This is a genomic window from Microcoleus sp. LEGE 07076 (genome assembly GCF_015207455.1).
Taxonomy (GTDB): Bacteria; Cyanobacteriota; Cyanobacteriia; order Cyanobacteriales; family Microcoleaceae; genus Microcoleus.
This window is the reverse complement of the sequence record NZ_JADEWV010000018.1, coordinates 19,538-43,553: the sequence shown is the minus strand read 5'-3', so window position 1 is coordinate 43,553 and position 24,016 is coordinate 19,538. Positions and strand designations below refer to the sequence as shown.

General features: G+C 45.8%; 10 protein-coding genes. 5 read left to right on the top strand and 5 right to left on the bottom strand.

Annotated features, from left to right (window positions below):
* Nucleotides 1-134: 134 nt before the first annotated feature.
* A complete protein-coding gene (gene ppsA, locus IQ270_RS04980; protein WP_193972143.1) occupies nucleotides 135-2,612 on the bottom strand; it encodes a phosphoenolpyruvate synthase in 2,478 nt (825 codons plus the stop codon).
* A 395-nt stretch (nucleotides 2,613-3,007) separates the two neighbouring features.
* On the opposite strand from ppsA, the gene IQ270_RS04975 reads away from it, so the two are divergent.
* The 4 genes from IQ270_RS04975 (at nucleotide 3,008) to IQ270_RS04960 (ending at nucleotide 17,229) form a co-directional block, all read left to right on the top strand.
* A complete protein-coding gene (locus tag IQ270_RS04975; protein ID WP_193972142.1) occupies nucleotides 3,008-3,190 on the top strand; it encodes a hypothetical protein in 183 nt (60 codons plus the stop codon).
* Nucleotides 3,191-3,384: 194 nt separating this feature from the next.
* Nucleotides 3,385-9,861, top strand: coding sequence for a PAS domain S-box protein (locus tag IQ270_RS04970; protein WP_193972141.1), 6,477 nt, complete (start codon nucleotides 3,385-3,387; stop codon nucleotides 9,859-9,861).
* A 470-nt stretch (nucleotides 9,862-10,331) separates the two neighbouring features.
* Nucleotides 10,332-11,531: a response regulator gene (locus IQ270_RS04965; RefSeq protein WP_193972140.1), complete on the top strand. Its 1,200-nt coding sequence runs from the start codon at nucleotides 10,332-10,334 to the stop codon at nucleotides 11,529-11,531.
* 484 nt (nucleotides 11,532-12,015) lie between these two features.
* Nucleotides 12,016-17,229 carry a PAS domain S-box protein gene (locus tag IQ270_RS04960; protein WP_228056087.1) on the top strand — a complete coding sequence of 1,738 codons (5,214 nt, stop codon included), beginning with the start codon at nucleotides 12,016-12,018 and terminating at the stop codon, nucleotides 17,227-17,229.
* On the opposite strand, the gene IQ270_RS04955 is transcribed toward IQ270_RS04960, so the two are convergent.
* Nucleotides 17,202-18,890: a diguanylate cyclase gene (locus IQ270_RS04955; protein ID WP_339384316.1), complete on the bottom strand. Its 1,689-nt coding sequence runs from the start codon at nucleotides 18,888-18,890 to the stop codon at nucleotides 17,202-17,204. The genes IQ270_RS04960 and IQ270_RS04955 overlap by 28 nt on opposite strands.
* A 125-nt stretch (nucleotides 18,891-19,015) precedes the next feature.
* Nucleotides 19,016-19,471, bottom strand: coding sequence for a response regulator (locus IQ270_RS04950; protein WP_193972139.1), 456 nt, complete (start codon nucleotides 19,469-19,471; stop codon nucleotides 19,016-19,018).
* A gap of 32 nt (nucleotides 19,472-19,503) precedes the next feature.
* Between IQ270_RS04950 and IQ270_RS04945 the strand changes: the two genes are divergently transcribed.
* The gene (locus IQ270_RS04945; protein ID WP_193972138.1) at nucleotides 19,504-19,719 is read left to right on the top strand and encodes a hypothetical protein; all 216 of its coding nucleotides are present in this window, start codon (nucleotides 19,504-19,506) and stop codon (nucleotides 19,717-19,719) included.
* A gap of 345 nt (nucleotides 19,720-20,064) precedes the next feature.
* Here IQ270_RS04945 and IQ270_RS04940 read toward each other — a convergent pair whose 3' ends face one another.
* Both IQ270_RS04940 and IQ270_RS04935 read right to left on the bottom strand, forming a co-directional pair.
* The gene (locus IQ270_RS04940) at nucleotides 20,065-21,972 is read right to left on the bottom strand and encodes a PAS domain S-box protein (protein ID WP_193972137.1); all 1,908 of its coding nucleotides are present in this window, start codon (nucleotides 21,970-21,972) and stop codon (nucleotides 20,065-20,067) included.
* On the bottom strand, nucleotides 21,973-23,910 hold the full coding sequence (locus tag IQ270_RS04935; RefSeq protein ID WP_193972136.1) for a response regulator: 1,938 nt from the start codon (nucleotides 23,908-23,910) through the stop codon (nucleotides 21,973-21,975).
* Nucleotides 23,911-24,016: the final 106 nt, after the last annotated feature.

Genomic DNA, 24,016 nt, shown 5'->3' with positions numbered 1-24,016 from the left:
TTGCTGGTGGCGGTTGCTGTTGGCGCCGATGAGGGGATTTATTGAGAGGTTTGTAGTGAGGAGTTTAGTCCTCATAAATATCTGAGGACTCTAGTCCCCACTACAAACCCGCTTTTTGTCAAAAACCAAAAGAGTTAAACCTGAGCCACATCCGTCGCTAAATCCATTATCGAACCCGCGCGCTCCACCTTCGCAACCTCCAACAAAGTTTTCAGAACCGAATCGGGATTCAAACTAATCGAATCAATTCCCAATTCAACTAAGAAGCGAGCAAATTCAGGATAATCGCTGGGCGCTTGACCGCAAATTCCAATCTTGCGATCGTACTTTTTGGCGGCTCGGATGGCAATTTCTATCATCCGCTTGACAGCTTCATTTCGTTCGTCAAAGATGTGGGCGACTAAAGCAGAATCTCGGTCTAATCCTAATGTTAGCTGAGTTAAATCGTTGGAGCCGATCGAGAATCCGTCAAAAACCCGAGCAAATTCGTCAGCAAATATGACATTGCTGGGCAATTCGCACATCACATAAACTTGCAAGCCATTTTCGCCCTTAACTAAACCGTGTTTTGCCATCTCGGCCAACACTTTTCGCCCTTCATCAGGGGTGCGGCAAAACGGAATCATCGGAATCACATTTGTCAAGCCCATTTCGTCCCGAACTCGCTTCAATGCAAGGCATTCCAAAGCGTAAGCTTCGCGGTAATTCGGGTCGTAATAGCGAGCAGCACCGCGCCACCCCAGCATGGGGTTTTCTTCTTTGGGTTCAAACTGCCGCCCTCCCAAAAGATTGGCGTATTCGTTGCTTTTGAAGTCGCTCATCCGCACGATGACTGGATTTGGATAAAATGCTGCGGCAATTGTGGCAATGCCGTGGGCTAATTTGTCGGTGAAGAAATCGGGTTTGCGATCGTAAAAGGCTGTGAGTTTGGCAATTCGACGCTTCACAGATTCGTCTGCCAATTCGTCAAAGTGAATCAGTGCCAGGGGGTGGGTTTTGATGTGGTTGGCGATGATGAATTCCAGCCGCGCTAACCCTACGCCGTCGCAAGGAATTGCTGACAAACCAAAGGCTTCTTCTGGGTTGCCGACATTCATTAAGATTTGAGTGCGGGTGCGGGGCAAATTGTCGATCGCACTTTCTTGTATTTCAAACGGAAGCAAACCGGAATAAACTTTGCCTTCGTCTCCTTCGGCACAAGAAACAGTGATTTCTTGATTGTTTTCCAAGACTTTAGTAGCGTCGCCGGTGCCGACAATGGCGGGAATTCCCATTTCCCGGGCAATGATCGCAGCGTGGCAAGTGCGGCCTCCGGAATTGGTGACGATGGCGCTGGCTTTTTTCATGATCGGTTCCCAATCCGGGTCAGTTTTGTTGGTAACAAGAACTTCTCCAGCTTCAAATTCGGCGATTTTGTGAGAGTCTAAAATTATATGGGCTTTGCCTTGTCCGATCGCTTCGCCCACGGCGCGTCCAGTTGCCAAAACCGGGCTGGAACCTTGCAATTTGTAGTTCCGCAAAACTGTAGCGGATTTTTGTGATTGTACTGTTTCGGGCCGCGCTTGGACGACGAAGAGTTCGCCGGTATTGCCGTCTTTTGCCCACTCGATGTCCATCGGCGTGTAGGTGTCGCGGACTTGGGAGTAGTGTTCTTCTATTTGTACTGCCCAATGTGCTAGTTGCAGAATTTCGTCGTCGGTAATGGCATATTTGCCGCGTTCTTTTGGGGCTACGGAGACGTTTTTGGTGAATTTGGAACCGCCGAGATCGTACACCATTTTGATGTCTTTTGTGCCGAGGCGTTTGTCGAGAATTGGGCGAAAACCTTGTTTTAATGTGGGTTTAAAAACGAGGTATTCGTCGGGGTTTACGGCTCCTTGAACGATGTTTTCTCCTAATCCGTAGGCGGCGGTAACTAATACGGCATTTTTGAAACCGGTTTCGGTGTCGATGCTGAACATGACGCCGGAGGATGCTAAGTCCGATCGCACCATTTTCTGCACGCCGACTGATAAAGCGACTTCTAAGTGGTCGAAACCTCGGAGTTGGCGGTAAGAAATTGCTCTGTCGGTGAATGTGGAGGCGAAGCATTTGTGGCAGCATTCGAGGACGCTGGTGCAGCCGTGAACGTTGAGGTAGGTTTCTTGCTGTCCGGCGAAACTGGCGTCTGGTAAGTCTTCGGCGGTGGCTGATGAACGTACTGCTACGTCGGTACCTTCGCCTTCGCGATCGCACAATTTTTGGTAAGCATCTGCGATCGCCGCTTGCAGTTGTGCCGGAAACGGTGTATTCAAAATCAATGCCCGCGCTTGCTTGCCTTTTTGTCGCAGGTTCTGCACATCTTCTACATCTAAATCGGCAAAAATTTTACGCAATTTTGCTTCTAAACCCGCCGCAGAGATGAAGTAGCGGTAAGCGCGTGCTGTAGTTGCAAATCCGTTGGGGACGCTGACTCCTTTGGGGGTTAACTGTTGAATCATTTCGCCCAATGAAGCATTTTTACCACCTACTAATGGGATGTCGCCGATGCCGACTTCATCAAACCACAATATTAAGGCTTCTTCTTTGGGAAGTAAAACTTGTTTTGGTTGAACTGCTAATTTTTCTAGCATTGCTTTTTCCTCTCAACTCGATCTCTATTCGGTCATTCAATTTGAAATTTGACTTTTTAGATTGAATAATTGACTCTAGTGATGAATCTGCGAGCTTGAACCTCAGTCTAAACTTTTGAGCTGCTGGCGACTTGTGTCGGGAGCTTGTCTGCGTTTTTTTCAAGGTGCGAAGGACAGCAAACAAAGGACTGTGAATTATTTGATGTATTTTTGTTGCGAAAACATCGGTTGTTTTTCGATGTTGTATTGGGCTAGTTTTTGATTATCTCTACTTCAATAATATCACTTTTTTCCTAGATGGCAAGAGTCGGGGTAAAACTTTATTTGATTGCAAAAAGTAAAGAAATGGCGGTGGGTAATTTATGTAAGCTATTATAAAAAAAACTGGTAAACCGATGAATGTCGAAGATAGTTGGCACCGCTTTTTTGGCGCCGGCGTCCGGCGGTGCGGGGATACCGTTGGGATTGTGGGGGTAGCTCGATCGAAAGGCAAGAAAGGGTGGGTTTCGATCGCGCGATCGGCCCCCTGTGAGCCGATCGCCCAAGAAACACAACACCAAGCAGCTTTATTTAACTAACCAAGGTTTTCACAACCGCAAAGTTTTTATTTCTGATCAGCTTAACCTAGTGAGAACGCAAACACAGTCGTTTGAGACCATTGTAGTTGTTAAACTAGAGATATTTCAATTTTTAGCGGCATTTTTAATTGGCATTTAATTATTTGTATGCTATAATAGTTAGCTCTACTACCTTATGACAAATAACAAGGTATATGATATCAGTTTTGAACTCAACCGGAAAGCAAAACGGCTTTAAAGTTCTCTTGGTAGAAGACAATCAAGCCGAAGCCGAGCTGATCGAAGAATTATTATTAGAAACAACTGTCAGCCAACTTGAACCCCAAAGGCTGTCAGTAAGCTGTACAGATCGTCTCAGCAAAGCGCAGCAAATTTTGAGTGGGGAACATTTTGATGTGATTTTATTAGATTTGTCGCTGCCCGACAGCCAAGACTTAAGTTCAATTGCCAAGATACAAGAATACAGCATCAATACTCCGATCGTCGTATTGACTGGCCGTAACGATGAAGAACTAGCGGTGAAGTCAATCCAAGCAGGAGCTCAGGATTATCTAGTCAAGCGAAAAATCGACAGCGAAGTATTAAGGAGATCTCTCCGCTACGCGGTAGAGCGACAGCACAACCAAGAAGCTTTACAAAAAAGTGAAGAAAAATATCGCTCGGTAGTCGAAAATTCCCTCGTCGGAATTGCAATTATTGCTCCTCCAATTTTGCCTGATGAAGTCGAAAAATGTCAGTGGCTGGAAGTTAACGATGCTTTGTGCAATTTGTTGGGATACGACCGCCAAGAACTGCTGCATGGAGATTGGGAACGGTGGAGTATTCCTGAAGATTGGCAAGCCAGTTTAGAGCAGTTAAATAAAATTTTTGCTGGGGAGAGCGAGGGATATGTTTTAGATAAAAGATGGCGCAGAAAAGACGGAAAAATAGTTTATACGAGAGTTTCCCTGCGCTGTATTCGCTGCCGGGATGGCTCGATCGACCGGATGATTAAAGTAATTTTGGACGTCAGCGACCGCTACCGCTACGAAGATGAACTAAAAGCATCACAAGAGTTTTTGAATCACACGATAAATGCTACTCCAGACCCAATTTTTGTCAAAGACGAGCGCCACAGGTGGGTTGTATTAAACGATGCTTTTTGCGAGTTGATGGGAAAAAGACGAGAAGAACTGATCGGTAAGTCGGGATACGAGTTTTTACCCGCAGCACAAGCCAATTTCTTTGAGTGGCAAGACGAGCAAATATTTCAAAGAAGCCTGCCTGATGAAACGGAAGTAATTTTTACAGATAGCCAAGCCAAAAAACGCATTATATCTACCAAAAAAACTGTTTTTCACAAAGCCGACTGTACTAAAATGTTGGTAGGAACAATGCGAGATGTGACCGAGTACAAGCGCCAGCAATTAGCTTTGCAGGAAAGCGAGGCTAGATTTAAAACGATGAGCGATAACGTGCCGGGAATGATTTATCAATTTCGGCTATCTGTTGATGGAAAAATCTCTTTCACATACGTTTCTTCTGGCAGCGTGCAGCTATGCAATTTAAGACCAGAACAAATTGAAAACAATGCCAATTTGGCTTGGTCAGCAGTTTATCCCGACGACAGATCAGACTTGGAGCGATCGATCGCCAATTCAGCGACAACTCAACAAGCTTGGCAACACCAGTGGCGACAAGTTGTGGGAGAGCGAGTGAAATGGCTCTCTGGCGCGTCGCAACCGCAAAAACAAGCCAACGGCGATATCATTTGGGACGGTGTGGTGATGGATGTCACCGAATTAAAACAAACCCAGCAAGAGCGCGATCGGTTTTTTAATATCTCGCTGGATTTACTTTGCATTGCAGGTTTTGATGGCTATTTCAAACGCTTAAACCCCGCTTGGTCAAATGTATTGGATTACAGCCGTGCCGAACTTTTAGCCCAACCTTTTATAGAATTCGTGCATCCAGAAGACCGAGCAATAACTATAGCTGAAGTAGAAAAACTTAAAAAGGGTAACCCGGTTATTAATTTACAAAGCCGCTATCTTTGCCGAGATGGTAGTTATAAATGGCTGTCGTGGACGGCATCACCATTTGCTGAAGAAGGTTTGATTTATGCAGTGGCCCGCGACGTGACATTGAGCAAACAAGCCGAAGCAGAATTGCGCCAAAGCGAAGCCACCAACCGCGCTCTTTTAAACGCGATACCTGACATGATTTTTCGCTGTCGCGCCGATGGTACTTTGGTGGATTTCAAACCGGCAAAAGACCTCCAAGCCCTGATACCGGAAAACAACATATTTATCGGCCAAAAAGCACAAGACATATTACCGGCAGTTTTGGCAGATAAAATATTGTCATACAACAAAGGAGCTGCTGATAATGGGGAAATTCAAATCGTAGAATATCAATTGCTTGTCAAGGAGCAAGTGTGCGATTTTGAAGCGAGAATTGTATGCTGCACGGAAGACGAAATTATCGCGATAGTCCGCGATATCACTGAGCGCAAACGCTCGGAGTCAGCACTCCAGAGGCAAGCAGTGGCAATGGCAAAAACTTCCGACGGTATCGCCATGCTCAATGCCGACGGAGAAGTGATTTATTGCAACGCAGCCAGACTAAAAATCTTCGGTTACGAATCTGTCGAAGAACTGTTAGGCAAAAGTTGCAAAGTATTCTACGAAGGTGCAGAACTCGAAAGGTTCGAGCAAGAAGTTATGCCGGCTTTAGTGCAGAAAGGTTATTACATCACCGAAGCAGTAGGATGCCGTCGTGACGGCTCGAAAGTTCCGATAGATGTCTCGCTGACAATGCTGCCCGACGGGGAAATCATTTGCATTGTTCGCGACATTGCTGCGAAAAAGAAAGCTGAAGCAGAGTTGATAGATAGCAAGCGGTTCGGCGATAAAATTGCTGAGGCAAGTCCTAATATTTTGTATGTTTGGGACTTGATAGAACAAAAAACTATCTATGCAAATGCTTCTATTTACAAGGTTATCGGCTATACAGTAGAAGAGATTCAGGCACTCGGGCCGTGGATGCTGTCAAGTTTAATTCACCCGGAAGATGCTGTTAAAATGCCGGATTATTTACAGCAGGTTGAAACGGGTACGGAAGGGGATATCTTTGAAATTGAATACCGCATCCGACACCAGGATGGTTCTTGGCGCTGGATTGTCAGCCGAGATACTGTATTTGCTAAAACATCAGAGGGCAAGTTAAAACAAATTCTTGGCACGGGAACTGATATTACTGAAAATAAGCAAGCAGAAGATGAAATTAAGCTGTTGCTGGCAGCAACTCAAGCAATTAGTCAGTCGGCAGATTTTCACAGCGCCCTCCCGGATATTCTGCGGTTATTGTGCAGTGCGATCGGCTGGAATTTTGGGGAAGCTTGGATACCGGCTGCTAACAATACTGTTTTGGAACATAGCGAAACTTGGTATGCTAGCGATCGCGATTTAGATAGCTTCGGCAGCGAAAGCAAGAAAATTAGATTCGCGCCCGGAGTGGGAGTGCCGGGACGAATTTGGTCAACGCAACAGGTAGAATGGATTGAAGATATTTCTGTAGTCAATAATTCATTTTTTGCCCGATCGCAAATGGCGGCAGCAATCGGATTGAAAGCTTGTTTCGGAGTGCCAATTCGCGCTAGTTCAGAGGTGCTGGCTGTTTTAATATTCTGCAAGCGCAACCGCTCGATTATGGAACCGCGCGTAGTAGAATTGGCCAAGGCGGTAGCGACTCAGTTGGGTTCTCACATTCAGCGCAAACAAGCCGAAGAAGAATTGCGTAAAAGCGAAGAACGCTGGCAGTTGGTTCTCAAAGGCAATCAAGACGGAATTTGGGATTTGAATCTTCAAACAAATCAAGCTTTTCGATCGGCCCGCTGGCAAGAAATTATCGGTTACTCAGGTGGCGAAATCGACAATTGCAACAGCGAATGGATCGATCGCATCCATCCAGACGATCGCGATCGAGTGCTAGCAGCGATCCAAGATTATCTCGATCGCCAAACCCCCAATTACGCCGCCGAATACCGCTTGCAGTGCAAAGACGGCAGCTACAAGTGGGTGCTAGCCCGCGCTCAAGCAGTGTGGGACGAAGCCGGAAACCCCCTGCGGATGGTGGGTTCGATGACGGATATCAGCGATCGCAAACAAGCAGAATTAGCTTTGCTGCAAGTCACTCAAGCCGTCGAAAGTACCAGCGACGCGATCGCGATCGCCGACTTGAAAGGGCGCTCTCTTTACCACAATCAAGCCTTCATTCAGCGTTACGGCTACAGGGTGGAAGAACTCAACGAACTCGGCGATCGCGCCTCCCTTTATGTCCGACCTAAAACTTACAAACAAATCTATAAAAACATTCGCCAAGGTCGCTCTTGGTGCGGCGAAGTTGCGCTGCAAACTAAAAGCGGCGAAGCTGTGATAGCTTTGGTGCGAGCCGACACTATTAAAGACAAAAACTGCAATTCGGTCGGCTTAATTGCAGTGATTACCGACATCACAAAACGCAAAGAATCAGAAGCACTTTTGCGCCATCAATTAAAGCGGGAACAGTTGGCAGTAGCCATGTTGGAACGAATTCGCTCTTCTCTCAATCTCGAAGAAATTCTCACCAAAGCCGTCGAAGAAGTGCGGCATTTTTTGCAAGTAGACCGCACTGTTATTTACCAATTCAAGTCGGATTGGAGCGGGTTTATCGCTGTCGAGTCGGTGGGCGAAAGTTCCCTAGAAATTATAGGAATGGAAATTTATGACCCCTGTTTTGGCGAAGCCTACGTTAGTCTTTACCAAGATGGCAGAATTAGAGCCACAGATGATGTTTACAATGCCGGCCTCGCTGACTGTTACTTGAGTTTGTTGGCTCGGCTGCAGGTGAGAGCGAGTCTGGTAGTGCCGATTTTGCAAGGCGAAAACTTGTGGGGGCTGTTAATTGCCCACCACTGCACGGGCCCGCGTCCCTGGCAAAAATTGGAGGCAGAGTGCCTGAAACAATTGGGGGTGCAGTTGGCGATCGCGATCCAGCAATCGATCCTATTTCAACAAGCACAAACCGAAATTGCCGATCGAAAACAAGCCGAAGCCGCCCTGCAATTAGCCGCCGTCGCCGCCGAATCCGCCAACCGCGCTAAAAGCGACTTTCTCGCCAACATGAGCCACGAATTGCGGACACCTTTGAACGGGATTTTAGGATACATTCAACTGCTCAAACCGGATAAAAACTTAACCGCAGAACAGCAGGAAAGTCTCAACAGCGTTCACCAGTGCGGCAACCACCTGCTGACGCTGATCAATGACGTTTTAGACCTCTCAAAAATCGAAGCTAGCAAAATGGAACTGTCACCGGACAACGTGCATTTTGCCAGCTTTATTAAAAGTATTGTTGATTTGTTCCAAATGCGATCGCAGCAAAAAGGAATTGCCTTTAATTACGAGCAGGTGTCGGCGCTGCCAGACTGCATTTTTGCTGACGAAAAAAGGTTGCGCCAAATTTTGATTAATTTGCTCAGCAATGCAGTTAAGTTTACCCAAAGCGGTGGCGTGACATTCAAGGTGGGTTATGCAGAAAATTGGGGAGAAAAATCTCTTCAAATCAACTCCGCAAATTCGAGTTTGACAGCGGAAATTGCCGCTAAAACAATCAATTTGACCGCGAATTTAGACACGCCGCCGGGAACGCAAGAAGCCCGCGAATCGATAGCAGCAGCAAACAAAGAGCAATTACCAGTCGCTAAAATTCGCTTTCAAGTCGAAGATACTGGCATTGGCATCGGGCAGGATAAATTAGAAGAAATATTTTTGCCTTTTCACCAAGTGGGCGATCGTAACAATTTTGTCGAAGGTACCGGACTGGGACTTTCCATCAGTCAAAAATTAGTCAAAATGATGGGCAGCCAAATTTACGTCCAAAGTACCTCGGGCAAAGGCAGCATATTTTGGTTGGATCTAGACTTGCCCGCCGTCGCCCAGTCTTCTCAACTCCCCTCCCCGCAAGAAAAACGCCGGCTTGTCGGTTTTAGCGGCAGCCAGCGGAAATTGCTGATCGTGGACGATAACGAAGTAAATCGTGCCATGCTACACAGAATGCTTTCTCGTTTGGGTTTTGAAATTGCCCAAGCCACAGACGGCGAAGACTGCTTGCAAAAAGCACAGCAATTTCTACCGGATCTAATCTTAATGGACTTGTTGATGCCCGTAATGGACGGTTGGGAAGCTACCAGACTGCTGCGACAGTTGCCGGAATTAAAAGATGCGGTTATCCTTGCTTTGTCTGCTAGTGTTTACGAGACGACTAGGCAAGAGAGCATACTTGCAGGTTGCAATGATTTTCTTACCAAGCCGATTCAAACTAACGAGCTTTTAGAATTATTACGCCTGCATCTGGAATTAGAATGGATTTATGAAGAGGGAACAGAAACCAAAAAACGGAAAGCTAAAACTCCCAAAATATCATCTGAGATTGCTGCGGATGACAGGGCGATGGTGTCTCCTAACTCTGAGTCAGTCTTGGTCTTGTTGAGATTGGCTGCAATGGGCGATATTGAAGCTATTCTGGAGGAAATTGCTAAACTCGAACATTCAGACCCGACATTAGAGCCTTTCGTTAATCACCTGCGCCAACTTACTAAAGGATTTCAGCTCAAGCAAATTCGAGACTTTTTGAAGCAACATTTGTCCTAAAATTGAGGGTAGCTAACAGATAACTCAAAATCGGTTAAATCTCGCGCCCTGAGTACCATTCTCAATCAGGAACTCTGGACTCCCGCGAAGCGACAACTTAATTTGCTTGGGGTACCTGCACTCGCAGCCGGCTCCTAAAAGAGTTATTGCAAATAGAAGCATCTACGAAACAACCAGGTTTCTAGAGCCACATAAAATTCATTGAATCAGATTTAAAGTCACAACTTTAAAGTCACAAGTCATATCGTTTCCGGCTGCATCGGAATAATAAAATCGAGTCAAAAATTAACACTCAACCATTCAGTTTTTAGAGCCGTCAACAGCCAACAGTCAGTATGGGCAGTGCCTGTGAGTGCCCGCCCTTCTTAACAGTCAACAGTCAAGAGTCAACAATTCCCCAGTCAACAATCACCTGACGGTGTAACCGGAATTGATCTAACAAATCACAAATTTCAATATTTTCCTTGAATATGAACGAGCAGAATTCCGAAAGAAGCATCATACTAATTGTCGATGACAACCAAACCAATCTCGACGTACTTTTCGAGCTGTTAAGGAATTACGGCTATAAAGTATTAGTGGCTCTAGACGGCGAAAGTGCGATCGAACAAATTGAATACATCCATCCCGACTTAATTCTTTTGGACATCATGATGCCAGGAATTGACGGTTTTGAAACTTGCCTGCGTTTGAAAGCAGACCCGTCAACGCGAGACATTCCCATAATCTTCATGAGCGCCCTTTCCGATACGCTTGATAAAGTAAAAGGCTTTCAGACAGGAGCCGTTGACTACATCACCAAGCCTTTCCAGCACGAAGAAGTGTTGAGCCGCATTGAAACTCACCTGACAATCCGCAGCTTGCAAAAAAAACTCGAACAAAAAAACCTCGAACTCGCCCACCTCAACCAAAACCTAGAAAGACTTGTCGAACAAAAAACCAAGCAATTGATCGACCAGCAAAAAACAGCCATCATCGGACGTTTGACTCAAGGAATGGTACACAACCTCAAAAGTCCGCTGCAAGTAATCCAGACTAGCGTCGATTTGATTGAAACAAAAGCCACCGAAATTCAAGAAGACTCTTTTGGTAATTATACTAAGTATATTTTTCAATCTGTCACAAAAATCAATCAAATCATGGATACTCTGATGATGAAAAGCAGGAAAGAGCAAAAGCAAGATTTGCAGCCTGTGAACATCAACGATTTAGTGCAGCGAGAAATTGAGTTATTGGAAGGGAATCTGTATTTTAAAAACAAAATTAGAAAAAAATACTTTTATGACGAAGAAATTGCCAGCATTCCCTTAATTTATTCCTATATTTCTCAAGTATTTTATAACTTAATTAATAATGCAATGGATGCTATGTGGCAAAAGAAAAGCAGGGAAATAACTATCGCAACCAGGCAAGACGACTCCCACATCTACATGGATATTTCAGATACGGGATGCGGTATAGCACCGGAAAATTTATCAAAACTTTTTGATCCTTTTTACACATCAAAGCCGCCTAAAGGCGAGGAGAAAACCGAAGGAGAACCCACAGGAACTGGTCTGGGACTTTATACTTGTATTGAACTTTTAAAACCGTTTAACGGTGAGATTGCTATTAGCACCAATCTCGGCACAGGTAGCGTGTTTACAGTTGTGCTGCCCAAACAGCAGTAAACTCGATCGAGTCAACTCAGTAAAATCGCGTCGGGCTAGACAGCCGCAATCAAGTTCGTAATTAGGTTCGCAGGAAGTAAGGCGTGCATTGCGCGCCCCGGATATATAGCATTTCTCAGTAACATGAGGTGCTGTCGGGTATAGGGCGGGCCTTGGCCCGCGCAGGGCATACCTCACAACGCGATCGAACCGCTATATACAGAATATTCCATGTATATGTCGTACACATCGCGCGCGGGCGAGCTCCCGTGTAGGTGCTGATTCCTGCGTCAATCTGCAAGTTCTATCCAAGATAGGGCATATCCGCACCCGGAGGATCGACATCACAATAGTTGCTACTGTACTTCAGGAACTTGGAATATACTGTAAATCTAGGAGTTTGCAAGCACCCAGGAAATTCTCAAGCCTACGGTTCAAGTTTCCCAAAAATTAGCTAGATAGCTGCGTCCGCTGCTGGTTTTTTTGTTTATTTAGATAAGCCAATATGAAATATGTTGTTGAGCCAACTTTAACGCTTGCTAGTTTGAAAATTCTTTTAGTAGAAGACTGTGCAGAAGATGCAGAACTCATTCAAGAAATGCTGTCTGAGTCCCGGCTGAACTCATCAATTGAGACGACGAATGCAGTATGCCTTCGGGAAGCTATAGAAATTTTAAGCTGCGAGATTTTTGATGTAATTTTATTAGATTTGACACTTCCTGACAGCCCAAAATTTAATAGTCTTTTCCGCTTGCAAGATTGCGGGATAAATATTCCGATCGTCATTTTGACAGCCGCGGATGACGAAAAACTGGCTGTCGAGTTAATTGCCGCTGGCGCTCAAGATTATCTGGTGAAAAGACAAGTAGACAGCCGACTGCTGCTGCGGACGCTGCGCTGCGCGATCGCCCGCGAGAAACGGCAAGCAAAATGGCAAAAAAGTCAAGAAAAATACCTACAAGTTGTCAACAATATCAAAGAAGTTGTTTTTGAAACAAATATTGCTGGTAATTGGACTTTTCTCAATCCCGCTTGGACGGAAATTACCGGATTTACAGTCGATGAAAGCTTAGGAAGTTCCTGCTTGAGTTACATTCATCCTGACGACCAATTCCAATATTTTAATTGGTGCAGAACTCCGACCGAAAATCAAGGAACATCTTGTTGTTATAAAATTCGATATATCACTAAAACTGGTGACTTCCGCTTGGTCGAAGTGCAGCTTTTTTTGATATTGGACGCGGATGGCGAGGCGCAGGGGACGACAGGAACTATCAATGATATTACGGATAGAGTTTTAGCATTAGAAGAACTGGAAGCTAGTAAAAATTTTTTGAATTATACGATCTATGCAGTTGCAGATCCAATTTTTGTCAAGGACGAACAGCACCGCTGGATACTGTTAAATGATGCTTTTTGCAAGCTGATGGGCAAGCCGCGCGAAGAACTGCTAGGTAAATCTGATTACGACTTTTTCCCAAAAGAAGAAGCTGATTTTTTTCGGCAGAAAGATGAACAAGTGTTGAGGACGGGGGAAGAAAACGAGACGGAGGAATTTTTTACGGATGCCAGCGGTACCCAGCACATTCTGTCTACTAAAAAAGCTACGTTTGAAAATAGCGACGGCGGTAAAATTCTGGTGGGGATAATTCGAGATATTACTCAGTATAAGCGCCAACAATTAGCGCTGCAAGAAAGCGAAGCTAGATTACAGCAACTTGCGGCCAATTTGCCGGGAATAATTTATCAATTTCGACTTTCAAGGGACGGCCAAATGTCTTTTCCTTACATTTCTTCTGGTTGCCGCGATTTATATGAATTGGCACCAGAAGATATTCAGCTAAATCCCGAACTTATTTTCAATTGTGTTGATCCAGACAACCGGGCAAAGATTTACGAATCAATTGCTGTTTCGGCGGCAAAGATGCAGCCTTGGCAGCAGGAATGGTGCGCGATTTTGCCCTCGGGAAGAGTTAAGTGGATGCGTGGGGTTTCGAGACCGGAACGAGTTGATTTTCCGACAGAAAGAGGGCAGGAAGGGGATATAGTTTGGGAAGGCATGATACTGGATATTACTGATTTAAAACTAATCGAAGCAGCTTTGCGGGAGACGGAAGCCAGATTTCGATCGCTCGTTGAGAATATTCCCGGCGCTATCTGCCGCAGCTTGTACGATGCTGATTGGACGATGGTGTTTGTTAGCGATGAAATTCAGGCAATTAGCGGCTATCCGGCTGCGGATTTTGTGGAGAACAACCGCTTGAGTTTTGCTAGCATTATCCACGAAGCCGATCGTCCAATGCTCGCCAAACAAATCAGGGCAGCGGTAGAGTCAAAACAGCCGTACCATGTAGAATACCGGATTGTGCGGGCTGACGGTGCTCTGCGGTGGCTGTCGCAAAGAGGCAGACCGACTTACGATCGAGAAGGGTTGGTTTTGTGGTTGGATGGAGCGATTTTTGACATTACCAATCGCAAAAACGCCGAAGTGACTTTGTGCTTGGTGACTCAAGCTGTAGACAGCGCTAGCGATGCGATCGCGATCGCCGATTTGAACGGCTGTTCAATTTATCACAATCAAGCATTTATTCAGCGCTACGGCTATACAGTTGAAGAACTAAATAATGCCGGCGGCCCGGGAGCAATGTACGCCAAATCTCAAGAATTGAGAAAGTTATTTAAGGTGCTGCGGAAAGGTTGTTCCTGGAGCCGTGAAATTACACTCAAGGCTAAAAATGGCGAAGTCATAGAAACGATATTGCGAGCTGACTGCATTAAAGATAGCGACAGTCAACCGATAGGAATGATGGCGATAATTGCCGATCTCACAGAACTAAAACGCACCGAATCGGCATTAAAACTCAGTCAAGAGCGATTGCAGTTGGCGGTTTCTGGCAGCTCTTTGGGGCTGTGGGATTGGAATGTAGCCACTGGCGAAACTTATTTCGACGCGCAGTGGAAATCAATGCTCGGTTACGCAGAAACTGAAATTGAAAATAACCTTCAAGGTTGGGAAAATTTGCTGCATTCCGAAGACAAATCGAAGGCAACGGAATCTTTAAATTTCTGTTTTGAAGGTCGCACCGATATCTATGAAGTTGAATTTCGGCTGCTCAACAAAGCGGGAAATTGGCAGTGGATTCTGGCGATGGGTAAGGTAGTCGAGTACGACGAATGGGGTGGGCCGCTGCGGATGACAGGCACTCACAAAGATATCAGCGCCCGCGTGGCGGCAGAAGCCGAAAAAACACAGTCGATCGCATCTCTGCAACAACTTACCGACCAATTGCAAGCAGCGCAAAAAATTGCCCGCATGGGGAATTGGGAATTCGATATTGAGACAGAAATTATTACTTGGTCGGAGGAAGTGTTTCGAGTTTACGGGAGAGAATTAAATCAGCCACCGACAATGGTAGAACTTTTAGAGCAAATTCATCTTGATGAGCGAGAAACGGTTACACAAGCTTTGGAAAAGGCAGCGAGAGAAGGGACAGCTTTCGACATCGACCACCGCATCTATTTTTCATCAGGAGAAATCAGGTACGTTAACTGTAAAGGACAAGCTGTTAAAAATGATTTGGGTCAAGTGGTGCGACTGTTTGGTACGGAAATGGACATTACCGATCGCAAAACAGCAGAAATTGCCTTGCAAGAAAGCGAAGAACGATTTCGAGCTGTATTTGAACAAGTGGCGCTCGGCATTGTTAAAGTGCGGCCAGACGGTCGTTTTTTGAATGTAAATCCAGGCTTTTGCCATATTGTCGGATACTCAGCATTGGAACTGAAAGCCCTAAATCTTTGGGATATTTCGCACCCGGAAGAGATAGCAGCAGATGTCGAGTCGGCAAAAAAACTGTTAGCTGGGGAAATTTTTAATTATGCAATTGAGAAACGCTTTGTACGCAAAGACGGTTCGTTTGTTTGGGCGAACGTGACTGTATCTTTAGTGCGGGATGAGTTTGGGGAACCGAGTTACGGAATTGCTGCGATCGAAGATATTAGCGATCGCAAACTTGCCGAGTCTATTTTGCGCCAACAATTAAAGCGAGAACGTTTGGTGGTAGGGATGCTGGAACGCATTCGCTCTTCTCTCAATTTAGCAGAAATTTTGACAAAAGCTGTGGCTGAAGTACGGCAATTTTTGGATACAGACCGGACAATTATTTATCGCTTTAATCCTGATTGGAGCGGTTTTGTAGCTGTCGAATCTGTGGGGGAAAATTGGCGTTCGCTTCGGGGAATAACTATTAACGATTCTTGCTTTCAATCCAGCTATGCTGCTTCTTACCAACAAGGCCGCACTGTAGTTGTGGATGATATTTATCAAGCCGGTCTTGCCGAGTGCCACATTAATTTGTTAAGTCAATTTCAGGTGCGAGCTAATTTGGTAGTGCCGATTTTGCAAGGGGAGAACTTGTGGGGATTATTGATTGCTCACGAGTGCGCGGGCCGCCGCCGCTGGCTGGAAATTGAGGTGGAGTGTCTCAAACAAATTAGCGTGCAATTGGCGATCGCGATCCAGCAATCGACGCTGTTCGAGCAAGCACAAATTGAAATTGCCGATCGCAAACAAGCCGAGTCAGCTTTGCTGGAATCGGAAGCGCGAGAACGCTCAAAAGCGCTAGAGTTAGAAACAGCTATTAACAAACTCAGAACTACTCAGGCTCAGCTTGTTCAAAATGAAAAAATGGTGAGTTTGGGTCAGTTAGTTGCTGGTGTTGCTCACGAAATTAACAACCCCGTCAGCTTTATTCACGGCAATATCATTCCGGCTCGCAATTACAGCTTAGATTTGGTGGAATTGATTGAACTTTACCAGCAATATTTCCCCAATCCTCCGGCGGAAGTCTTAGATAAAATTGATGCGATAGATTTAGATTATATTGTTGAAGATTTTCCGAAATTGTTTAGTTCGATGCAAATAGGAACCGAGCGAATTGTCGAGATTGTCAAATCATTGCGTAACTTTTCTCGCTTGGACGAGTCGGCTGGGAAGTCGGTGAACATTCACGAAGGAATTGACAGCACTTTGATGATTTTGCAAAATCGGTTGAAATCTCACGGCAGCCGTCCGGCGATTCAGGTAGTTAAAGATTACCAGCTATTGGCTCAAGTTGAGTGTTTTCCGGGCGAGTTGAATCAGGTATTTATGAATATTTTGATTAATGCGATCGATGTTTTGGAAGAACGGGACAAAGGGCGGACGATCGAGGAGTGCGATCGGCATCCGAGCACGATCGCGATTCGGACTTATCCGGCTGCTGCAGGCTTCGTAGCGGTATCTATTGCCGACAACGGCGGGGGGATACCGGAGCCGGTGCGATCGAGGCTGTTTGACCCGTTTTTCACGACTAAACCTGTGGGCAAGGGCACGGGTTTGGGATTGTCGATTTCTCACTCGATTGTAGTCGATCGGCACGGCGGCCGATTGAGCTGTATTTCAACACCGGGAGAGGGTGCAGAGTTTTTGATTGAAATTCCAGCGCGATCGAAAAATCCCGGCGGTTGGAACCCAGGTTTGCAAAAACAAAATCCATGCCAAGCAGGTTCAATAGACCTCTTGCAAAAGTTCAAGAGAAAAACCCCGGCGGTTGGAAACCGCGTCTTGTCAAACAAAACCCGCCTCCGCGGGTTCAAGAAAAACCCCGGCGGTTGGAAACCGCCGAGGATTTCTCTCAAATTCCAGATTTCTCAGTCCGCAGAAGCGGACATCGTTTGACAAGACGCGGGTTCCAACCGCCGAGCATTTCTGCCCGCGTGACAAATCCGATTTTTGCCTTCAGTTTTGGCTTGGTAAAGGGCGCTATCAGCGCTGCGAATTAGAGTGTCGGGAGATTCCTCCTCAGCAGGAATCGCTGTCGCAATGCCGCAACTGAGGGTAACATAAGAGCCGATCGGCGATCGCGCGTGAGGCAGTTTCAAGCTGGCGATATCGTCGCAAATTTTCCGGGCGACAACGTTTGCCCCTTCGGCACTGGTGTTGGGCAGCACTACTGCAAATTCTTCGCCGCCGTAGCGGGCTGCCAAATCCCCAGCCCGCTTGGCAGCAGAGGCGATCGCCCCGGCAACTTGGCGCAAACAATCGTCGCCGCCGACGTGGCCGTAAAAGTCGTTGTAAAGTTTAAAAAAGTCGATGTCAAACATAATTAAAGACAGCGGCAGTTCCTGTCTTGCCAACCGGCGGCACTCCAACATCAAAACGCGATCGAACTGGCGGCGGTTGGCAATGCCCGTCAGCCCGTCAGTAGTTGCCAGTTCCTGCAATTTTTGATTGGCTATTGCTAGCTGGCGGTAAAGTTGAGATTGTTCGATCGCGATCGCCACTTGATTCGCCAACTGCTGCAAAAAATCTATTTCCCACTGCTGCCATTCCCTAACACCGCTGCAATTGTACGCTGTCAGCATTCCCCACAAACTATTGCCATTTTCACCCCTCAAATCCGGCGCGCTTGAACCCTGCGCCTGCGGTTTGGCCAAAGCCGGCAGCCAGAGATCATCTTCGGCTGCACCTGCTATTTTTTCTGGTTCCAAAACAATGCCTTGTCGTCTTTGAAAAGCCGTTTCCCAGTCGCCAGATTGCCAAATTGGCACGCTTAAAACTGCTGCAATTTCACAATCTGCCAGCAACTCTTTGCAACTGCCAGCCAATTCGGCAGAGCTGACATCTGCTATTGCTTGTACCGACTGAGATTCTACCAAAAAAAAGCACGACACGGCCAAAGCAGCACTAATACTTTGGTTTTCGATATAACCCAACGGCAAACCATCACCTGCGACGATCGCACCTTTTTGCTCTTCCCCGTCGAGTTGAGACGCCCAATCCTGACAGCGATAAATTAAAACCCGGTCTGTTTTGAGGAATTGGCGCACTTCTGCGACGGTACTTTGGAGAATGCTCGCCGCGTCTATTGACGATCGAATATGTTCGATCATTTGTCCCAGCAGCCGCTCTCGGATAGCTTGCTGCCGCAATTGTTCTTCGATGCGCTGCCGTTCGATCGCGTAATGGATTGCCCTCACCAGCAGAGTTCTGTGAAATCTTCCCTTTACCAAACAATCTTGAGCGCCCGATCGCAATAGCGACAGCGCCGTATTATCGTCATTGATATCTGTCAGCACCACAATCGGCACTGTGGGCGATCGGGCTTTCAATACCGCGATCTCCTCGCTTCCCCCCAAGCCGTCTGACATTGACAAATCTAACAGTACCGCGTCAAACTTTTCTGCTTCCAGACACGCCAGTCCCATCTCCAGAGACTTAACAGTTTGAAGCCGAAACAGAGACTCGCTGAATGACCCTAAAAGGTCTTCGATCAGCGTCGCATCTGCGAGGTCATCCTCAACCAACAAAATTTTTAGAGATTGGTTACGTGTTAACACAACTATAGCGTTCGGAGCGATTTGAATGAAACTTTTTAGTTTTGAAATCTATACTTACCCTGCAATATGTCGGTCTATCAAATGTAGCCTACACTCACACTATCGATGTCAACGTCAATTAAAGCTTACAGATCCAGGCGCGGGAGCGAAACGATTTCAAACCAATACTGACATAAAGTCTTCATTACTTCAACCAATCCTTCAAAAGTGACTGGTTTCGATATAAAAGAATTAGCACCCAAGCGGTAGCAAAGCAAAATATCTCCGCTGCGGTGCGACGTTGTGAGAATCGCAACCGGAATTTGTTGCATATCCGGGTCAGCTTTGATCGAAGTTAGTGTTTCTCGCCCGTCCAGCCTCGGCATATTCAGATCCAAAAGTATCAAGTCTGGCTGATGCCAATTGCTGCTACCAGCATATTCACCGCGACGGTACAAATAGTCTAGCACTTCTTCTCCATTTTCCACAAATTCGATTTTAACTGTCAATCGAACTTCTCGGATTGCTTCCTGCATCAAAAAGCGCGTATCCTCGTCATCGTTTGCTATTAAAAGAGTAAATTGTTTCTGCTTATAACTCACGGCTTTGCCTCACCGCAAACTATTTTTATGAGGTGGCGGGACTTGGAACGCCGTCCGATCGCCTGCAAAGCATCTGTCGTCCTCATCCGGCAAACCAAGCTGAAAAAATTGAATTTGTGTTGCAGCAATTTGCGGTTTTGCCTGATTTGCAAACCTTTACCAATCCTGCTTGTTTCACTTGGCAGCCTGTCCGACAACCTGCACAATACAAAGACATCACAAATGCTAGTTCCCCAATTACTAGGTAAACTACTGCATCCCAAAGCAAGATGCTCGGGATTGAGAAGAAATAAACTGACAAGTCTTGCATGCACCGCTGATTATTAAGTTGTATAAGGATCGAGCTAATACATTTATCTTGATGGATTTTGAACTCAATGTCATCAGTGAATATGCTACACTTTTACCACAATTTGTGTAAAGAACAGATAAAGTTATTTAAAGTTTCAGTAAAACCAGTTTCCCCAAAAAATCCAAATGTCAGCCCGCAATCCAAACCCGGACACCTATTCCCAATGCCCAATGCCCCAATTCCCCAATCTCAAATCTCAAATCTCAAATGGCTGTTGACTGCTCCGGGCGGACTCCTGACTTCACTTTGCTACAGGAATACAAAAATAAAAAGTCGAGCCTCTACCGGGCGCTGATTCTACCCAAAGGCGGCCGCCGTGCCGATCGACAATTCTTTGACAAATCGCCAAACCAATACCGGTTCCCGAATACTCTTTTTGCGTGTGCAAGCGCTGAAAAATCTGAAAAATTCGCGGATGGTGCTGTTCGGCAATACCAATACCGTTGTCCTGCACCGAAAACACCCAGTTATCACCTTCACGCCCGGCACCCACCTGTACTATCGGCGCGGAGCTGCTGCGGTACTTAATGGCATTGCCAATTAAATTTTGAAACAGTTGCAGCAGTTGAAAATTGTCACCTGCGATTGTTGGCAAATCGCCCCTAGTTACAGTAGCTTGATTCTGGCGGAGCGCCAACTGCAAATTAGCGCAAGCATCCTCAAAAACCAGATTGCAATCAATCAGATCGAAACATTTCGGACTGCGACCCACCCGCGAATACTCCAGCAAATCATCAATCAGCGCCTGCATCCGCACGCAAGAATTCACAATATTGCCGATAAATTTATTTGCTTGGGTATCAAGTTGGTTGTTACAGCGCTTTTCTAATAGTTTAGCATAGCCGGCAATCGTGTTCAAAGGCGCTTGCAAATCGTGAGAAGCCACGTAAGCAAACTGCTCTAGTTCGGCATTAGAACGAATTAATTCTTCAGCGTAGCGGGTTTGAGTCTCTAAACTCGCTTGCAGCAGTTCTTGTACCAGCTTGCGCTCGGAAATATCCTCGATCGCACAAATCAAATACTGCGCCGTCCCCTCAGCATCGCGCATTGCCGAAACAGTAACATTCGCCCAGTGCACTTCCCCATCTTTGCCGATCAAACGCTTTTCCATAGAAAAAGTTTGCATCTCCCCCGACAACAGCAAGCGCACGGATTCAGTGTCAGCTTCGATGTCATCGGGATGAGTAATTGCTCGCCAATGAAGCTGCAACAATTCCGATTCTGCATAGCGGACAATTTGACAAAAGCCGGGATTCACCCGTATAAATTGACCGCAGAGCGCGGTTTTCGCTATGCCCACTGCCGCTTGCTCGAAGATCGCGCGGAAGCGTTCTTCGCTTTCTCGCAGGGCAATTTCTGCTCGTTTGCGATCGGTTATATTGCGAAATGTTACGGCCAGACCGTCGTTTAATTTGACCGCGACAATGTGCAGCCAAACACCTGTATCTCGATCGTGTTCGTAATAAAATTCTTGGTCTACAGTTTCTCCTGTTTCTACCACAGAAACGTACAAATCAAATAAATCGCTGTTGCGGGCTTGGAGAATTTCGGCCAACAAATACTTGCCAACTATCTCATTTAATGGCATATCCGCAATTTTTTCAGCAGCACGGTTGACTAGCAGCCACTGGAAATCCACAATATTTCCCTGATTGTTGCGGACGGCAGAATAAGCCATCACACCGTCTAAGGAACTGTTTAAGACGCTAGCAAGCAGCGACTGCGACTGTTTCAGTTCAGCGTTTTGCTCTTTTAGTTGCTGTTGCAGTTTTTGCAAGCTGACTTGCTTGTCGATGCGCGCTAAAACTTCCTCTATTTGAAAGGGTTTGGCAATATAGTCCGCGCCGCCAACTCGAAAAGCCTGTAATTTATCGTTAATATCATCTAGTACGCTTAAAAAAATCACCGGAATTTGTGCAGTTTCCGCTGTCGATTTCAGTCGGCGACAAACTTCATAACCGTTCATTTCCGGCATTCTAATGTCGAGCAAAATTAAATCGGGACAATGGGCGATCGCCGCATTCAACCCCAGTTGACCGCAAATAGCTCGGTAAACTTGATACCCCTGGGCTGTTAGCAGCTTGGATAAAAACCGCAGATTGCTCGGTTGGTCGTCTACCACCAATATTTTAATTTGGCTGTTATCCATTTATTTTAAACTCGATTGAGTTAAATCCACTATCCTGTCGAGCCGATAATCCACAAGCAAATCTTTTAAACCATTAGCTAAAGTAGGATGACTTTCAGAAATGCGATCGACAATTTGAATCGCCAATTCTTCATTAACATCATTAGCTGCGTCGTAGAGTTCCTGCACCCAACTTCGAGGCATCTGGGCTAGCAGCGGCTCGAAAAATGAATCGGGTTTTTCCATCACAAAATAACGCCGCAAAGCCCCCGGTTCCTGTCGGGGCAACTCTTGATAAATATAGTGCGCTCCCAAGTAGCAAGCTATCTTATCAAAAAGGATTTGTTCTTGAAAAGGTTTCCGCACAAAATCGTCGCAACCTGCGGCAATAATTTCGCCTTTTCTTTCCTCAAAAGTGCTAGCAGTCAGAGCAATAATTACAGTTCGCGACTTAGTTGGTTTCTCTTTAGCTCTAATTTGTCTGACAGCTTCAAAACCGTCCATTACTGGCATTCGCGTATCCAGCCAAATTAAATCCGGCTGCCAACTTTCCCATAGTTCAACAGCTTGCAAGCCGTTTTCCGCTTCTCTGACTTCAAAACCAATTGGTTGCAGTATTTTCACCAGCAGCAGCCGATTTTCTTGATTGTCGTCAACTGCTAAAATCCGATAAACTGGTTGATCTGGTTCCAATCCGATTACCCGCTGCCAAGTCGCGACTGTTATTTCCGACGAAATAGCAGGAAATACTCGGATGTTAAATTTAAAACTGGTTCCCTCACCTAAAACACTGTCTACCCAAATCTCTCCCCCCATTATCTCTACAAATCTTTTAGTAATTGTTAAACCCAATCCCGTACCGTCAGCCGCTTGTTTGCCTGCTTCTGTTTGCACGAAAGCATCAAATAAACTATCAATTTCTGCTGCTGCTATGCCAACTCCCGTGTCTTCAACTTCAAACAAAATTAAATCTTGCTCGGCGCAGCTAGAATTAGAAGAATTTTCCGATGCTGCGGGCTGCTGCTTGCCTTCCACGCTCGCGCGCAGCCAAATCCTGCCGCCGTTTTCGGTAAACTTTATGGCATTTCCCAGCAGGTTAATCAAGCAGACACGCAGCTTTTTTTCGTCAGTTTTTATATATTGGGGAACATTCGACTCCACGGAAAATATCAGTTGCAAATTTTTGGTTTCAGCTTTGATTAGAAACATCTCTTCGAGAGTGTCGAGGAGTTGATAAAGGTCAAAACTGCGTTCATCTAAGCCAATTATCCCAGCTTCTATTTTCGACAAGTCTAAAACATCGTTAATTAGTTCCAGCAAATGTTGACCGCTGCGGTTAATAATTCCGAGGTTTTCGATATTTTCGTGACTCAGTAAAGAGTCGCGGCTCATGACTTGGCTGAAACCCAAGATGGCGTTCAGGGGAGTCCGCAATTCGTGGCTCATGTTGGCAACGAATTGGCTTTTTGCGAGCGATGCAGCGGCTGCGGCTTCTTCGGCTTTTTTGCGTTCTATTATTTCTTGTTGCAGTTCGGTATTGCGATCGATTAATTGTCTTTTCAGTCTTTGGATAGTCAATTGGTGTTCGATTCGCGCTAAAACTTCTGCTACATGAAACGGTTTTGTGATATAATCGACCCCTCCAACTTGAAACGCTGTTACTTTGTCCAAGACTTCATCTAAAGCGCTGATAAAAATAACCGGAATTTCTGCTGTCTTCGGATCGGCTTTGATCTCCGTGCAGACTTCGTAGCCGTCCATTTCCGGCATTTTGATGTCGAGCAAAATCAAATCTGGAGAACCCGATCGCGCTGCTCTGATTGCCATTTTGCCGTTAATTACGCCCCGGACTTTGTACCCGCGATCCGACAGGGTTGCTGATAAAACTTGCAAATTTTCTGGGGTGTCGTCAACAATTAATATTTTGCCTTTATTATCTTCTGTTTGATTGCTAGTCATTGATGGTATTTTTTGTTAAATTGAGAAGTCCGGAAATTATGAAAACTTGTTAAATCGTAATTATAGCACTTGCTCGTGACTCGACTGCTTGTATATTTACCTAACT

What these genes read in the sequence shown, in the direction of transcription:
- ppsA (WP_193972143.1), bottom strand. Translation starts at nt 2,612, where the DNA reads ATGCTAGAAAAATTAGCAGTTCAACCAAAACAAGTTTTACTTCCCAAA.
- IQ270_RS04975 (WP_193972142.1), top strand. Translation starts at nt 3,008, where the DNA reads ATGAATGTCGAAGATAGTTGGCACCGCTTTTTTGGCGCCGGCGTCCGG.
- IQ270_RS04970 (WP_193972141.1), top strand. Translation starts at nt 3,385, where the DNA reads ATGATATCAGTTTTGAACTCAACCGGAAAGCAAAACGGCTTTAAAGTT.
- IQ270_RS04965 (WP_193972140.1), top strand. Translation starts at nt 10,332, where the DNA reads ATGAACGAGCAGAATTCCGAAAGAAGCATCATACTAATTGTCGATGAC.
- IQ270_RS04960 (WP_228056087.1), top strand. Translation starts at nt 12,016, where the DNA reads ATGAAATATGTTGTTGAGCCAACTTTAACGCTTGCTAGTTTGAAAATT.
- IQ270_RS04940 (WP_193972137.1), bottom strand. Translation starts at nt 21,972, where the DNA reads ATGGATAACAGCCAAATTAAAATATTGGTGGTAGACGACCAACCGAGC.
- IQ270_RS04935 (WP_193972136.1), bottom strand. Translation starts at nt 23,910, where the DNA reads ATGACTAGCAATCAAACAGAAGATAATAAAGGCAAAATATTAATTGTT.